Source organism: Paenarthrobacter sp., from assembly GCF_031180005.1.
Taxonomy (GTDB): domain Bacteria; phylum Actinomycetota; class Actinomycetes; order Actinomycetales; family Micrococcaceae; genus Arthrobacter.
In genome coordinates this window covers 87,179-102,531 of record NZ_JAPSHI010000011.1, presented here as the reverse complement: position 1 = coordinate 102,531, position 15,353 = coordinate 87,179, and the positions used below count along the sequence as shown (strand labels likewise).

The following is a 15,353-nucleotide window of genomic DNA, read 5'->3' as shown; positions in this document are numbered from 1 at the left end:
GTGGCTAACGACAATGCAGAGACCTTGGCAGTAGAGCCCGAAGAGGAGACTGTTCCCAAGCCTGACACGCCCGCGGAGGCGCCCAGGGAGTACGGTGCCAGCGATATTACCGTGCTGGAAGGTCTCGAAGCCGTGCGCAAGCGCCCCGGCATGTACATCGGTTCAACCGGTCCCCGCGGCCTGCACCACTTGGTCTATGAAGTGGTGGACAACTCTGTTGACGAGGCGTTGGCTGGTTACTGCAGCCACATCGAAATCACGCTCCGCGCTGATGGTGGAGTCCGCGTTGTGGACGATGGACGCGGCATCCCCGTGGACATTCACCCCACCGAGGGCAAGCCCACTGTTGAAGTGGTCATGACCATCCTGCACGCCGGCGGCAAGTTCGGGGGTGGCGGATATGCCGTTTCCGGTGGCCTTCACGGTGTGGGTATTTCCGTGGTGAACGCGCTGTCGCGCCGGGTTGACACCGAAGTCCGCCGTCAAGGTCATGTTTGGCGCATGACGTTCGCCGACGGCGGTAAGCCCCAGGGCGAACTCGTCAAGGGCGAAGCTACCGACGTGACCGGGACGTCCCAGACGTTCTACCCGGACGGCACCATCTTCGAGTCAACAGAGTTCGATTTCGAGACTCTGCGTGCACGTTTCCAGCAAATGGCCTTCCTCAACAAGGGCCTGCGGATCACGCTGACGGATGAGCGCCCGGTTAACCGCGACGGGAATGACGATCTTGATCTGGATGCCGTGGCAACAGAGGGCGAAATCGCAGCCGAGCACCGCACAGTCGTCTACGAATACCCGGACGGCTTGCTGGATTACGTCAAGCACCTGAACTCGAGTAAGAAGGTTGAAATCGTCCACGAGGACGTCATCGCTTTCGAAACCGAAGACACTGAGCGGCACATCGCCGTCGAGGTTGCCATGCAGTGGACCACCGCTTACTCGGAAAGTGTCCACACGTATGCCAACACGATCAACACCCATGAGGGTGGAACGCACGAAGAAGGCTTCCGTGCCGCGATGACTTCGCTCATCAACCGCTATGCGCGTGAGAAGAGCATTATCAAGGAAAAGGAAGACAACCTTACCGGTGATGACATTCGCGAAGGTTTGACGGCCGTCATTTCCGTGAAGCTTTCCGAGCCGCAGTTCGAAGGCCAGACCAAGACCAAACTGGGCAACTCCGAGGTCAAGGGCTTCGTTCAGCGCGTTGTCACGGATCAGCTGGGTGACTGGCTCGAACGGAATCCCGGCCCGGCCCGCGATGTCATCCGTAAGGCCATTTCCGCTGCCCAAGCACGCATGGCAGCCCGCAAGGCCCGTGATAATGCCCGCCGGAAGAGCCCGCTGGAGTCCTTCGGCATGCCCGGAAAGCTCTCTGACTGCTCCTCCAAGGATCCCTCTCGTTGTGAGGTTTACCTCGTGGAGGGTGACTCGGCCGGCGGTTCGGCCAAGCGTGGCCGCAACCCGGAGACCCAGGCCATCCTGCCGCTGCGAGGCAAGATCCTGAATGTGGAGCGTGCCCGTTTGGATAAGGCGTTGGGCAACGCCGAAGTACAGTCCATGATCACCGCCTTCGGAACGGGCATTGGTGAGGACTTCGATATCGCTAAGCTCCGCTATCACAAGATCGTCCTGATGGCCGATGCTGACGTCGATGGCCAACACATCACCACCCTGTTGATGACGCTGTTGTTCCGCTACATGCGCCCGCTTATCGAGAACGGTTACGTGTACCTGGCACAGCCGCCGCTGTACAGGATCAAGTGGTCCAACGCAGCCCACGACTACGTTTACAGCGACCGCGAACGCGATGAAACCATCCGCAAGGGTGCCGCGATGAACAAGCGACTGCCCAAGGACAACGGCATCCAGCGCTACAAGGGCTTGGGCGAGATGGATTACACGGAGCTGTGGGATACCACCATGGACCCGGATCGTCGCACGCTGCTGCAGGTCACCATGGATGATGCACTGGCCGCCGATCAAACCTTCTCAGTCCTGATGGGCGAGGACGTCGAATCGCGCCGTAACTTCATTCAGCAGAACGCCAAGGACGTCAGGTTCCTCGATATCTAGGGGCCCACAAGGGCACCTGAATATTCCAGAACTGACATATACCTGAAACGGAAACCTTAGATTATGAGTGACGAAACTCCCGAAGTCCCGGCGGAATCCAACGCCGATGACGTCATCCTTGAGGGCGATGTGCTGACTGACCGTGTGGAACAGGTGGACCTGCAGACGGAAATGCAGCGGTCCTACCTGGACTACGCCATGGCCGTTATCGTCGGCCGAGCCCTCCCGGATGTCCGCGATGGCCTCAAGCCGGTGCACCGCCGCGTTTTGTACGCAATGTTCGACGGCGGATACCGCCCCGACCGCTCTTTTAACAAGTGCGCCCGCGTTGTGGGCGACGTCATGGGTACGTACCACCCCCACGGCGACATGGCGATTTATGATGCCCTGGTCCGCCTGATCCAGGACTGGACCATGCGCTACCCGCTGGCACTAGGCCAAGGCAACTTCGGTTCGCCCGGTAACGACGGCGCGGCTGCACCGCGTTACACCGAAACCAAGATGGCCCAGCTGGCTATGGAAATGGTCCGCGACATCGACGAGGAAACCGTCGACTTCCAGGACAACTACGACGGCAAGAACCAGGAACCCACCATCCTGCCGGCGCGTTTCCCCAACCTGCTGGTCAACGGTTCATCGGGTATCGCCGTCGGCATGGCCACCAACATTCCGCCGCACAACCTTCGTGAGGTGGCCGAAGGCGTGCAGTGGGCGCTCGAAAACCCCACCGCCACGCGCGAAGAGCTTCTCGAAGCACTACTGCTGCGTATCAAGGGCCCCGACTTCCCCACGGGCGCCACCATTCTGGGCCACAAGGGCATCGAAGACGCCTACCGAACCGGCCGCGGTTCCATCACCATGCGGGCCGTCGTCAATGTGGAGGAACTCCAAGGCCGCACGTGCCTGGTGGTGACAGAGCTTCCGTACCAGGCCAACCCGGACAACCTGGCCATCAAGATTGCCGAACTGGTCAAGGACGGCAAGATCCAGGGCATCGCGGACCTCCGCGATGAAACCTCGGGCCGCACCGGCCAGCGCCTTGTGATCGTGCTCAAGCGTGATGCCGTGGCCAAGGTGGTCCTCAACAACCTGTACAAGCACACGCAGCTGCAGGACAATTTCTCGGCGAACATGCTGGCAATCGTCGACGGCGTCCCGCGCACGCTTAGCCTGGATGCCTTCATCCGGCACTGGGTTGCGCACCAGATGGACGTCATTGCTCGACGCACCCGCTACCGCTTGCGCAAGGCCGAGGAAGAAGCGCACATTCTGCGTGCACTCCTTAAGGCACTGGACATGCTGGACGAAGTCATTGCGCTTATCCGCGCCTCCAACACCACGGAAGCGGCCCGCGAGGGACTCATGGAGCTCCTGGAGATCGACGAACTCCAGGCCCGCGCCATCCTGGACATGCAGCTGCGCCGTTTGGCTGCCCTGGAACGCCAGAAGATCCAGGACCGCCACTCCGAGCTCGAAGCGATGATCCAGGAATACAACGCGATCCTTGCGTCCGAGGAACGCCAGCGCCAGATCATCAGCGAGGAACTCGCGGAGATCGTTGCCAAGCACGGCGATGACCGCCGTACGCACATCCTGATGGGCTTCGATGGCGACATGTCCATGGAGGACCTGATCCCCGAAGAGGAAATGGTTGTCACCATCACCCGTGGCGGCTACGTAAAGCGCACCCGCAGCGACAACTACCGTTCGCAGCAGCGTGGCGGCAAGGGCATCAAGGGTGCGCAGTTGCGTGGCGACGACGTGGTGGAGCACTTCTTCGTTACCACCACACACCACTGGTTGCTGTTCTTCACCAACCTTGGACGCGTGTACCGGGCTAAGGCTTACGAACTGGCAGAAGCCGGCCGCGATGCCAAGGGCCAGCACGTTGCCAACTTGCTGGCTTTCCAGCCTGATGAGCACATCGCCCAGGTCCTTGACTTGAGGGACTACCAGCAGGCTCCGTACCTGGTCCTGGCCACCAAGAACGGCTTGGTCAAGAAGACACGGTTGGAGGACTATGACACCAACCGTACGGCCGGCGTCATAGCCATCAACCTGCGCGATGAGGACGAGCTTGTCTCGGCCCAGTTGGTCAGTGAAACCGATGACCTCCTCCTGGTGTCACGCAAGGGCCAGTCCATCCGCTTCACGGCCACTGACGATGCGTTGCGTCCCATGGGCCGTGCCACGTCCGGTGTGACCGGTATGAAGTTCCGTGAAGACGACGAACTGCTCGCCGCAGACGTAGTTCAGGACGGCTCTTTCGTTTTCATCGTGACCGAGGGCGGCTACGCCAAGCGGACCGCCGTGGACGAGTATCGGTTGCAGGGCCGTGGTGGCCTGGGCATCAAGGTGGCCAAGCTTGCTGAAGACCGCGGTGACCTCGTTGGTGCCCTGATCGTGCAGGAAGAGGATGAAGTCCTGGTGGTCATGGAGGGTGGCAAGGTGGTCCGCTCGGCCGTGACGGGCGTCCCCGCCAAGGGTCGCGACACCATGGGTGTCATCTTCGCCAAGCCGGACAAGAACGACCGCATTATCGAAGTTGCGCGCAACAGTGAACGCGGCTTGGAAGTCGAAGAATCCGAGGACGGACTCGACGATGACGTAACGTTGGCTGCAAACGACGGCGCCTCCGAGGCGACCGTGACGGACGAAACGGAAAACGACGCAGACCCGGAAATCGAAACGGGCGCGGAGCTGAACGAAGACAATACCGGAGGTAACGAGTGAGTAATTCCGACTCATATCCCAAGCCGAGCACAGGTGTCCCCGGCGGACTCCGGCAGCCCTCGGGCAGCGCACAGGCAGGAACACCTGCACGGCCACAGCAGCGTCCCGGAGCCGGTTCTTCCGGTGCCGGAGCAGCAGGAGCACGTCCCGCAGGCGGCACCAACTCCGCGCAACGACCGGCTGGTGCTCCCGGCCAGCGTCCTGCCACTGGTGCTCAGCGTCCCGCCGGTGCTCCCGGCCAGCGTCCTGCGCAGCCTGGCCAGCGACCCGCAGGCACCGCGGCCCAGCGTCCTGCGCAAGGTGGACCGGGACTCGTGAAGCCGGCCCCGAAGGCAAAGGTTCGCCGCGCGCGGCTCCTTGTCAGCAAGGTTGACCCCTGGTCGGTGCTGAAGATGGCATTCCTGCTGTCCGTTGCACTGGGCATCGTCACCGTCGTGGCAGCAATTGTTCTCTGGACCGTGTTGGATCTCACAGGCATCTTTAATCAGGTGGATAGCCTTCTCGGCACCTTGGCGGGTTCCGAAGGCAGTGGGTTCGAACTGAAGAAGATTGCTTCACTGGGCCAGGTGGCATCGTTTGCCACCATCATCGCGGTGGTGAATGTGGTCCTGTTGACCGCACTCTCCATGCTTTCGGCCGTGCTGTATAACATTTCCGCAACGTTGGTTGGTGGCGTTGGTGTCACTCTGACTGACGACTAACAAAAATCCCCGAAAATACGCTGAAATTGGCGGAAATCATCCGGGGAATTGCCTCGATTTGAGATCGGGCCGGGATGTGCTGTACAGTCATATCTCGGCCCGATGAGGCATCGGGGCGTATAGCTCAGGCGGTTAGAGCGCTTCGCTGATAACGAAGAGGTCCCAGGTTCAAGTCCTGGTACGCCCACGGAACCGAAAGAGGTTCAGGTAAAACTGAACCGGAATGAGGTGCTTGTGAAGAAGTTGCTGGTAGTAGTGGCAGCGGCAATCGCAGGTGTCCTGGTCTATAAAAAAGCCCAGGAATCCGAAGCCCGGAAGGATGTCTGGAGCAAGTCGACCGACACGGTGGACTAGCCGAGGAGCCCGGTGCGGATTGGTAAATACCAGTCCGGGCATGGGGTATGATTGACGGGTTGCTTCTTATGGGGGCATGGCGCAATTGGTAGCGCACCTGCTTTGCAAGCAGGGGGTTCGGGGTTCGAGTCCCCGTGCCTCCACCATAAGAAAAGTCCCGGTCAGAAATGACCGGGACTTTTGCTTTTAAGGACCGCACCCATTTGCGGGTTGTAGACCAACAGGAAAAGCACTGCTGGCCCGGAACTGCCGCGCCTCCCCGCCGCACTAGGGTAGATCCGTGACCCTTCTCATTGCCGCGCTCGGTGTTCTTGGCGTGGCGTCCTCCGGACCGCTTATTGCCGGCACACTTGGTGCCACCTCAGTGACGGCGTTGGCTATCGCCTTCTGGCGCAACGCTATTGGTGCCGTAGTAATGGCAGCCCCGGCGGTCATCCGGGAGCCGAAAGTATTCGGGAAGATCACGCGGCGTGAATTTGGGTGGTCGGCCGTCGCCGCCGTGGCACTTGCGTTCCACTTCGCATGCTTCATCACGGCACTGCAGCTGACGTCTGTGGCCGCTGCCACCGCGTTGGTATGCCTGCAGTCGGGGTGGATCGCCGTTTTCCAGTTGTTCCGCGGTACTCGGCACAGGTGGCCGGTCCTCGTGGGCTTGGGCATCGCGTTCGGCGGTGTTGTGGCCATTACAGGCTTCGACATGGGTTCATCCCCGGACGCGCTGCTGGGTGACCTCCTGGCCCTCGCTGGCGGTGCCTTAGCTGGGCTCTACACAATTGCTGGCGGCAAGGCTCGCCAGTCCATGGGCACGGGAACGTACACCACGCTGTGTTACGGAATGTGCGCGGCGATAGTGGCCGTGCTGGCTTTGTTCAGCGGTCAGCCGCTCATAGGGTTCGACGCCGGCGGTTGGCTTGGCATTATTGCCATCACCGTCTGTGCGCAGCTGGTGGGGCACACGGCGTTCAACCATTTGCTGGCCACCATGAGCCCGTTGCTGGTGTCCATGATCATCCTGCTGGAGATTCCCGGTGCGGCAATCCTGGCCGCGGTTTTCCTGAGTGAAACCTTGCCTGCCGGCACGTATGCGGGTTTGGCACTGATCCTTGTGGGACTGGCAGTAGTTGTCGCCGGTCAACGGCGTGGGCGGCCGGAACCAGACCAGCGCCTGGCCGAGCTTGGCACAGACTGAGGCACCGGCGTCGGGCGTTTATACACCGCCGCGGCGGGCCCCTTGTGCAGAGTTGGCCGTGTGGATGGCGCGCAGCAACTTTGCCGGGAAGTACACCGAGAAGAACACCACCATAGGCGCCTTCAAGGCCATCTTCTTGACGTTATGTGCCTTGTACGTCCGATCAAAACGCTGGACGTAGTAGCGGTAGTCCCGCGGTGAGTCCTCGAGCCGCCGGGCAGACATGCCGGACACCATCTGCGGAAGGTACTGCACCTTGAGGTCGTGCTCGAACAGATGTAAGGAAAGATCGATGTCCTCGTGCATCTCGTCCTTGGGATCAAGGCAGGCCTCATGACGTATGGTTTCCCACGCCGTGCGGCGAAGTGCCATGTTGGAGCCAAAGAGGAAGTGGTACTGGTGCTTGGCCAAGCGGAGCATGAGCTGCCGCATCTTGTCGTCAGCTTTTAGCCCGAACCGGCGCATCGGCATGTCGTAGTAGACCACTGGACCCGTGGCTGCGGCGATGGACGGGTCCATGAAAGCTTTTTGAACCTGTTCCACCCAATCCGGTTCAAGGACTGAGTCAGCATCAATGCGGCCCACCACCTCCCCGGTGGCGTTGTTCAGGCCATGGTTACGTGTGGGGATCAGGCCCTGGGTGGCTTCCTGCCGCAGGAGAATGATGGGGCTCTCGGGATACTCCTGTTGCATCTGGCGTACGATCCTGGCCGTACGATCCGTGGACAGGTTGTCCACCACGATGATCTCTTCGGCGGGAACAGACTGGTAGATGGCAGCGATGAGGCACTGGCGAATGACGCTTTCCTCGTTATACGCCGGGATGACGATGGACACGCCCGGAGGTTCCGGGACATCCTGGAGGGCACCCGCAAGGGGTTTATCGGCTGACATCCCCTCAAATCTAACACTCGGGCGGCGCCTCCGAGGGAGGCTTTGATGACAACCCGGCCAACATTGAAGGGACCCCGGCAGTAGCCGAGGTCCCTTCATTATTTGACTTGACGGCCCACGTCCGAGGCCGTAAGTCAGGTTCTAGTTTTGTGCACCTTTGGCGTCAGTGTCCTTGCCATCAGTGTCCTTGTGCAGGCTGGCCGCAATGTTCTTGACGGCAGTCTTGGCATCGGTGGCCACCTTTTCGGTGGAATCCTCAACGTTCTTGAAAGCGTCCTTGGTTGCCTGCTCGACTTCAGCTTCGGCTTCCTCCGGCGTGATGTCCGAGGCTTTCGGCTCAGCAACCGTGGCTGTGACCGTCGCAGAGGCATCGGCCGGAGCCGGAGTGGTGCTCGTTGCAGGAACAGGAGCGGGCGTGGGTGTGACCGGAGAAGGCGTCTTCCACGGATCCTCAACTGGCTTGGAAGCCTTCCAAGCGGCAACGCCGGCAGCAGCCGCGGCAGCAAGAACTGTGACGATCAACCAACCGCGCTTCTTGGGCTTGGGTTGTTCCTTCACTAGCGCGGTGGAAACGGCCTTGCTGGCCTGGTCAGTAACTGCCTTGATCTGCTTGCCGGTGGCCTGAGCCTGCTCTTGGACGCTGTGGACAACACCGGAATCAACCAGCTTCTGCGCCACGGCGTCAACCTGTGCAGGAGCGTTCTCGAGGACGTGATGGACGGCTACCGAGGCCTGGCCCAACTGGTCCGAAAGCTTGGGCAGGTACTCCTCCACTACCTTGTCCCGTGCGTGGCCAAGAGCAGGGGTGGCCTTGTTGAGCGCATCCTGGATCTTGGGCGTCGCATCTTCAACTACGTCATGGATCTTCGGCGCGAGGTGCGCCAATCCGTCCTGGATCCGCGGCGTAACAACTGCAACGCCGTCGGCGAGGTTGTGCGCAGCGGACTTCAGCCCCTCTTGGATCTTGGGGGAAGCGGTGTCAATGCCGTGCTGGATACGCGGAACAGCCCAATTGACGGCTGCTTCCACACGCGGTGCAGCCCAGTCGCGGGCGTTATCCACACCGACCGTTACTGATTGTTCGAGTTCGCGGGCAATACGGTCTGATTTCTTCACAACTACCTCCCGATACACATGCTCGTTTGTTGCTAGCCTACGTCGCTTGTGGAACACCGGCTATTCATCTGATCGAGTTCGTCCCGGATTTCACCGAGCGCGGAACCGGCTTTACAGCCCGACGGGCGTTGACCCTGCATGGAAGAATGTTCCCATGACCATCGCAACCGCAAAAGCAACGATCCACACGAGCCTCGGCGACATCAAGGTTGACCTCTTCGGCAACCACGCCCCCAAGACCGTCGCCAACTTCGTTGGCCTGGCCACGGGCGAAAAGTCTTGGAACCACCCGGAAACCGGCGAAGACAAGACCGGCACCCCCCTTTACAACGGCACTATCTTCCACCGGATCATCAAGGACTTCATGATCCAGGCAGGCGATCCCCTGGGACGCGGCGTGGGCGGCCCGGGCTACCAGTTCGACGACGAAATCCACCCGGAACTTACCTTCAACGCTCCGTACAAGCTTGCTATGGCTAATGCTGGCATCCAGATGGGTAAGGGGACCAACGGTTCACAGTTCTTCATCACCACCGTGAACACCGACTGGCTGTTCGGCAAGCACAGCATCTTCGGCGAGGTGACAGATGAGGAATCCCGCAAGGTTGTGGATGCCATTGAGTCCGTTCGCACCGGCATGGGTGACCGCCCGGTCGAGGACGTCGTCATCAATAGCATCGACATCGAACAGCTCTAGTCGCACGCTGAACCAGAGCCCATGAGTTACGGAATTCCGTCGGCTGAGCCGTCCGCTGATATTCCGGTGTGCCCCAGGCACCCGGACAGGCCCTCCTATGTGCGGTGCCAGCGCTGCGGGCGCCCTGCGTGCCCCGAGTGCCAGCGGGCGGCCGCCGTCGGATTCCAATGCGTTGACTGCGTCAACGAACAAAAACGTACGACGCCGACATACCGTTCCCCGTATGGCGGAGCCTTGGCAGTGGGCCGGCCATTGGTGACGTACGTGATCATCGGCCTCTGCGTGCTGGTGTACATCCTTCAGTGGATTGCGCCCGGCAATGCCGTCTTCCAAAACTTCGCCTTTGCCAACATCTTTGCGGACACGCAGCCCTGGCGGATGCTCACGGCCGCGTTCCTGCATTCACAAGGTTTCCTGCTTCACATCGTCCTGAACATGTACACGTTGTGGATCTTTGGACAAGCCCTTGAGCCATTGCTCGGGCGCGTCCGTTTCCTCGCTTTGTACCTGATTTCCGCCATTGGCGGTTCAGTGGGCTATCTCGTCATGACGCCGATGCTCCCGCCCGTAGCTGTTGTTGGTGCTTCCGGAGCCATCTTCGGCTTGTTCGGTGCAATGTTAGTGGTGCAGCGGCACCGGGGTGGCGAGACTAAACAACTTTGGGTCTTGATCGCCATTAACGGCGCCATCGGCTTCTTTGTGCCCAGCATCGCTTGGCAGGCGCACTTGGGCGGATTGATCACAGGTGGCCTGGCTGCTGCTGCCCTCGCCTACGCCCCTCGCGGCAAGAACCAGGCGCTGCTGCAGACCGGCGGTCTGGTTCTGGTGGCAGGCCTCTTGGCCGTGGCCACCTGGTTCCGCGTCACCGCTGGCTAGCAAACCCCTCTTCCGTCATTCTTTGACCGGCTGTCGCAGGATGGTCCTAAGCTTCCGCGGTGCGGTACGCCGAGGATCGCCGAGGTAGATCTCATGGTGCCTGCCGGTCATCGTCAGCGACTTCTCCGGTATAAATTTGTTGTGCATCTCCTCAAGCACGGGCCCTTCATCGTCATACGGACCTATGTGAAGCGTTTGCACGCTCAAACCTTCATGCAGAGGCTCCAGACGAAGTGCCTTCAAGAGCGGGGCATCCCCCTTCCTGGCGACCGTCTCCCGAGCTACGTCCAGGTGCTCCTGGGTGATCCAGTCGGGGACCATGTTCATCAGCGTCCAGTCCCAGCGTGACTTGTCCCTGGTACTAGTGAATGACTCCATGTCATCCGACCACCACAGAGCCTCGAGTGGCATCACCGTATAGTCCTGGCCGAGTTCATTCTTGCTGAAGAACTTCAGCTTGTAAGCAACGGGGTACAGCGTAGTCAGGCTGTCCCTGTAAGACTGCGCCGTGTTGGGGTCTCCGTGACCGTCGATCATCAGAAATTGCAGGGAGGGCACTGTAACCACCGAGAACACGCCGTGCTTGGCCCCGTAACTGGGGATCTGCTTCTTGAAGTCGCTTTTCATGGAAACACCGTACTCCCGGAGCTTATCCACAGACGTTATCCACACTGTGAGTAACTTACATCCGTGTAGTTAGCCGCATTAACCGTCCGCATGCTCGTCAGAATGATAGATATCCCCCGAATGGCATGCATTTCTCCACACCTGTGGATAACTTTGTCCCCGGCGAGGGCTGATATGTGGAAAAGCACGCCTTGTCGCCGACGTCTGTGGATAACCCTGTTAATGACCCTGCAGGACGCCGCCTTTCAACAGGCTTATCAACAGTGTTAATAACTTACATACGTGTAGTTCAGGTCCTGGAAAGCGCTGTAGAGCCCGGAAACCCAGTGATCCGTGATTGGAAACCCACATGTTTTTCCCCATCTGTGGATAACTTGTGGGTTGGGGGTTGTTGTTAAGTGGGTAAGTTATCAACTCTTCAAGATGATGACGGAGACTTTGGAATCGGGGAAAGGCCAGCCCGAGGATCGCTCGAGGGGCCTTGGGCAAATCAGGCAATCCCTGAACGCTGAACTCTGGGTGAAGTTTATGACACTATCCACAGCGCGGTACACAGTGGGTACAAGTCCACGACTCAGACCTCGGGGCCGGGATCGCCGGGTTGCTGCCGATTTTCGGGATAAGTATGTGGATGTCCACAGAAGTTATCCACGCCTGTGGATAAAGTTACGCACTTCTGTGGACAAGGGCTGTGGACTAGCTCAGGCCCAAACTCCTGAGGTACCCCGCCGGTGGCTGTTCATCAGATGGGTATCGATGATGCCCACCGCTTCCATGAGGGCATACATGGTGGTTGGCCCCACGAAAGCGAAACCCTTCTTTCTGAGTGCCTTGGATAACGCGATCGATTCAGGGGAGGTGGTGGGGATGTCCGCCATTGAGCTGGGAGTTGGCGTCCTGTCGGGTTGGAACGACCACACGAAATCCACCAGGCCCCCTTCTTCGCGCAAGGCAATGGTGGCCTTGGCGTTGGTGATCGCGGCATTGATCTTTAGCCTGTTGCGCACGATCCCGGCGTCAAGCATGAGCCGCTCCACGTCAGCCTCGGTGAAGGCTGCGACACTTTCTGGATGGAAGTCCAGAAAGGCCTTCCTGAAGGCATCCCGTTTCCGAAGAATGGTGGCCCAGGAGAGACCGGCCTGGAACGCTTCGAGGCTGATGCGCTCATACATGCCTTGCTCATCGCGGACTGGCATTCCCCACTCGTGGTCGTAGTAGGACTGCATGAGGGGATCCGAGGCGGCCCACAATGGGCGCGCCAGCCCATCCTCGCCAACGATGGTGCCGTTATCCGGGTTCATGCACGCTCCTCTGCAGCCACACCGCCAAGGCGATGGGACGGTAATTCAGCTTCCAGGGCCAGTGTGCCCGGTGCCTCTGACATTCTTTTGATGACACCGGGGCATCAGGACAATCCCGTAACCCGCATGGTGATGTTGATCCGTCCTCGTGAGAGGCCACAACCGTCCGGTGCCGTTCCCGGGAGGACTTTGGGAATACCGTGATACGCAAACCGTGATGGTCCTCCAAAGACGAAGAGGTCTCCGGAGCGAAGTTCAACATCCCTATATGGCTTGGTCCGTGTCCGCGTATTGCCAAAGCGAAACGTGCAGGCCTCCCCGATGCTGAGCGAAACAACCGGGGCGTTGGAGCGTTCGTCCTTGTCCTGATGCATGCCCATGGCAGCACGGTCATCGTAAAAGTTCACCAGCGCGGCATCGGGTGTGTAATCCTTGGCCAGTTTGCTCAGGGCTTCATCATCTTCAACGCCGGAGGTGTAGGCCGCTTCCACCGCCCGCCGCCCTAAGCGCACCATCCAGTCCGGAAATTCGAGCACGGGGCGGCCGTTGACGTCCGTGGCTTCCCTTGTGTATCGGTAAGGCTGCCAGTGCCATCCAAGGCATACAGTCCTTACTGACATCTGCTGTCCGCCAGGGAGGGTGGCGGCACGCAGGGGAACCGGTCCTTGTGTCCACTCACCAAATCGCGCCACGATCCACCGCTGTTGCTCAAGCGTGAGCCAACCAGGTACATGGACGGCGCCGGGCGCTACCAGGCGGGGACCGGCGTCGTGCCCTTCCGGCTGCAGAAGTTCCACCGGAAACAGGGCGTCGTCACTCATGGCGTTGCCTCAAGGCGGAGCAGTGCGCGTTTGGCCTCACTTCCACCAAGGTAGCCGCCGAAACTCCCATCAGACTTCACAACCCGGTGGCACGGCACAATGAGGGGCAAAGGGTTGGTGGCGCAGGCGGTGCCGACGGCCCGTACTGCATTGGGGCTGCCGGCTGCTTGGGCCACCTGGGCATAACTGGCTGTGCTGCCGTAAGGGATCCGGGGCAGGTGGCGCAGGACGTTGAGGCGGAAACCGCGGCACAAACGGAAGTCCAGCGTGAGATCGAATTCCGTCCTGATGCCTTTGAAGTACTCATCGAGTTCCCGGGCGGCATCGTCCAGTCGCGCTGGTGCCTGAAGGATCCGCGGGCTCACAGTGTCTGCCAGGAGCTGCAGAACGGAATCATGGTCCTCCAGTTCGAACGCGATGCGGACGATACCCCGATCTGTAGCGGCCAGGAGGAGCTTGCCTACAGGGGAGTCCACAACCCTGTAAGCGATGTCCAAGGTGTGGGTGAGTTGAGCATCGCGGGCTAACCGGGCGTGGAGGCTGGCAATGGCTGGTTCGAGTCCAGCATCCAAGGGGTGCAGGAGGGAAACGACCTCGGCGTGATCGTGGCTGAGTTCGAGGGTCATCAGATATCACCTTTCGGAGATGTGTGAGCCAGCGACTGATGTGCCGCAAGAGCGGAGCGCAGTGATTTCACACCATCAGCTCCGGCGCGACGGGCAGCCTCGGCTGTGCCCCCCAACAGGGCAGCTACATCGTTATAGGGAAGGCCGGCAAGGTAGTGGTAAGCCACGGATTGTCGTTGTTTCGGCGGAAGGCCCGTTAGGGCGTCGAGCAATTCCTCATACCCGTCACCGGGGATGCCGAGGCTGGAACGTTGTTCGGGTGGTTGGTCCACCGGCAGGGCGCGGCGGGTACCGGCACGCACGTGGTCGATGCACTTGCGGTGGGCGATGGTGACCAGCCAGGCTTCAACGTTCGCCCCTGCCGGGAGGGTGGGGTACGCCTGCAGGGCGGCCAGGAATGTATCTGACCACGCATCATCGGCGTCGTGCACACCGAGAACTGCACGGCACACCCGAAGCACGGTGGCACCTTGTTCCCGCACCACTGCTTCGAACGGCTTCTTGTTGCCTATTTGCCCTGGCTTCATTAGAAAAGCTTGCCCTCCCGCACTTCTGCCGGCTCTTCCAATTCCAGGAGGAAGCGCTTGTTCCGAAGGCCACCTGCGTAGCCGGTGAGTTGTCCGTTGCGTCCCACCACTCGATGGCAAGGAATGATGATGCTTATGGGGTTGCGCCCAACGGCGGACCCAACAGCTTGGGCCAGATGAGGGTCCCCCAGTTCTGATGCCAACTCCCCGTAGCTGACCGTTTCACCGAAGGGAATATGCTGAAGCCGGTCCCAGACCTTCTCCTGGAAGGGGTTGCCCAAGGCTTCGAACGGGACATCGAAATCCGTCCGATGACCACCCAAATACTCGGCGAGCTCGGTTTGGGTCCGCGCGAAGACCGGGTCCTCGATTCCAGTGGGAATTCCGAAGTAGTCCGGAGCGGGCATATGCCAATGACCCTCGTAAAAGATGCCCGTCAAAAATTCCCCGCGGGCAGTAAGCGTCAACTGCCCCAACGGGGAATCAAAGGTGGTGTGCCGGCTGCTCATATCTTGTAGACGTTCACGGGCACGGAAATGTGAGGTGCGGAATTCCTAGGAGCGCCAGCGAGTGGTCATCAGGAAGCCGATGATCGCGATGCCGAAGCCTGCAACGATGTTCCACGAGGCCCACTCGCGGATGGGGAGTTGTCCCTCGGTGATATAGAACGTGATGATCCAGATCAGGCCGAGAATCATCAGGCCGAACATGACAGCCTTGTACCAAACCGGGTTCGGCTTGTACTGCTGCGCTGCGGAAGTCTGCTGGGCCTGACGGGCAGGCCGCTTGCGGGGCTTGGACTCGGGCACGGA

16 protein-coding genes and 2 tRNA genes are annotated in these 15,353 nt (G+C 60.2%); 9 read left to right on the top strand and 9 right to left on the bottom strand.

All coding sequences use genetic code 11. The annotated features are described in order from the left end of the window. From gyrB to RIF72_RS10365, 7 genes are all read left to right on the top strand, one after another. Positions 1–2,079 (top strand): DNA topoisomerase (ATP-hydrolyzing) subunit B, encoded by a 2,079-nt coding sequence (gyrB, locus tag RIF72_RS10395; RefSeq protein ID WP_309074733.1) that lies wholly within the window; start codon positions 1–3, stop codon positions 2,077–2,079. 63 nt (positions 2,080–2,142) lie between these two features. Beyond that, entirely contained in the window at positions 2,143–4,812 is a 2,670-nt protein-coding gene (gene gyrA, locus RIF72_RS10390) for a DNA gyrase subunit A (protein ID WP_309074732.1), read from the top strand. Next, complete coding sequence (locus RIF72_RS10385) at positions 4,809–5,513, top strand: DUF3566 domain-containing protein (protein ID WP_309074731.1); 705 nt, start codon at positions 4,809–4,811, stop codon at positions 5,511–5,513. Before gyrA ends, RIF72_RS10385 begins: the two co-directional genes overlap by 4 nt. Positions 5,514–5,626: 113 nt before the next feature. Beyond that, positions 5,627–5,700: transfer RNA gene (locus RIF72_RS10380), tRNA-Ile, on the top strand. 47 nt (positions 5,701–5,747) lie between these two features. Further along, positions 5,748–5,867, top strand: a complete 120-nt coding sequence (locus RIF72_RS10375; RefSeq protein ID WP_217639245.1) for a DLW-39 family protein — start codon at positions 5,748–5,750, stop codon at positions 5,865–5,867. A 70-nt stretch (positions 5,868–5,937) separates the two neighbouring features. Then, positions 5,938–6,013, top strand: a tRNA-Ala gene (locus tag RIF72_RS10370). A 134-nt stretch (positions 6,014–6,147) separates the two neighbouring features. Further along, positions 6,148–7,056: a DMT family transporter gene (locus RIF72_RS10365; RefSeq protein ID WP_309074730.1), complete on the top strand. Its 909-nt coding sequence runs from the start codon at positions 6,148–6,150 to the stop codon at positions 7,054–7,056. An 18-nt stretch (positions 7,057–7,074) separates the two neighbouring features. On the opposite strand, the gene RIF72_RS10360 is transcribed toward RIF72_RS10365, so the two are convergent. Both RIF72_RS10360 and RIF72_RS10355 read right to left on the bottom strand, forming a co-directional pair. Beyond that, positions 7,075–7,950, bottom strand: a complete 876-nt coding sequence (locus tag RIF72_RS10360) for a glycosyltransferase family 2 protein (protein ID WP_309074729.1) — start codon at positions 7,948–7,950, stop codon at positions 7,075–7,077. Positions 7,951–8,091: 141 nt separating this feature from the next. Next, entirely contained in the window at positions 8,092–9,066 is a 975-nt protein-coding gene (locus RIF72_RS10355) for a hypothetical protein (protein WP_309074728.1), read from the bottom strand. Positions 9,067–9,220: 154 nt separating this feature from the next. Here RIF72_RS10355 and RIF72_RS10350 point away from each other — a divergent pair, with 154 nt between their 5' ends. Then, the gene (locus RIF72_RS10350; RefSeq protein WP_011772794.1) at positions 9,221–9,763 is read left to right on the top strand and encodes a peptidylprolyl isomerase; all 543 of its coding nucleotides are present in this window, start codon (positions 9,221–9,223) and stop codon (positions 9,761–9,763) included. 21 nt (positions 9,764–9,784) lie between these two features. After that, positions 9,785–10,639, top strand: coding sequence for a rhomboid family intramembrane serine protease (locus RIF72_RS10345; protein WP_309074727.1), 855 nt, complete (start codon positions 9,785–9,787; stop codon positions 10,637–10,639). 15 nt (positions 10,640–10,654) lie between these two features. On the opposite strand, the gene RIF72_RS10340 is transcribed toward RIF72_RS10345, so the two are convergent. From RIF72_RS10340 to RIF72_RS10310, 7 genes are all read right to left on the bottom strand, one after another. Further along, entirely contained in the window at positions 10,655–11,266 is a 612-nt protein-coding gene (locus RIF72_RS10340) for a GyrI-like domain-containing protein (RefSeq protein ID WP_309074726.1), read from the bottom strand. A gap of 701 nt (positions 11,267–11,967) precedes the next feature. Next, on the bottom strand, positions 11,968–12,567 hold the full coding sequence (locus RIF72_RS10335; protein ID WP_309074725.1) for a DNA-3-methyladenine glycosylase I: 600 nt from the start codon (positions 12,565–12,567) through the stop codon (positions 11,968–11,970). Positions 12,568–12,671: 104 nt separating this feature from the next. Next, the gene (locus tag RIF72_RS10330) at positions 12,672–13,388 is read right to left on the bottom strand and encodes an alpha-ketoglutarate-dependent dioxygenase AlkB (protein ID WP_309074724.1); all 717 of its coding nucleotides are present in this window, start codon (positions 13,386–13,388) and stop codon (positions 12,672–12,674) included. Next, positions 13,385–14,014 (bottom strand): methylated-DNA--[protein]-cysteine S-methyltransferase, encoded by a 630-nt coding sequence (locus RIF72_RS10325; protein ID WP_309074723.1) that lies wholly within the window; start codon positions 14,012–14,014, stop codon positions 13,385–13,387. The genes RIF72_RS10330 and RIF72_RS10325 overlap by 4 nt, the downstream gene beginning before the upstream one ends. After that, positions 14,014–14,541 (bottom strand): RNA polymerase sigma factor, encoded by a 528-nt coding sequence (locus RIF72_RS10320; RefSeq protein WP_309074722.1) that lies wholly within the window; start codon positions 14,539–14,541, stop codon positions 14,014–14,016. Before RIF72_RS10320 ends, RIF72_RS10325 begins: the two co-directional genes overlap by 1 nt. Further along, positions 14,541–15,050 (bottom strand): methylated-DNA--[protein]-cysteine S-methyltransferase, encoded by a 510-nt coding sequence (locus RIF72_RS10315; protein ID WP_309074721.1) that lies wholly within the window; start codon positions 15,048–15,050, stop codon positions 14,541–14,543. The genes RIF72_RS10320 and RIF72_RS10315 overlap by 1 nt, the downstream gene beginning before the upstream one ends. Before the next feature lie 45 nt (positions 15,051–15,095). Next, positions 15,096–15,350, bottom strand: coding sequence for a cell division protein CrgA (locus tag RIF72_RS10310; protein WP_017199768.1), 255 nt, complete (start codon positions 15,348–15,350; stop codon positions 15,096–15,098). Between the last annotated feature and the right edge of the window lie 3 nt (positions 15,351–15,353).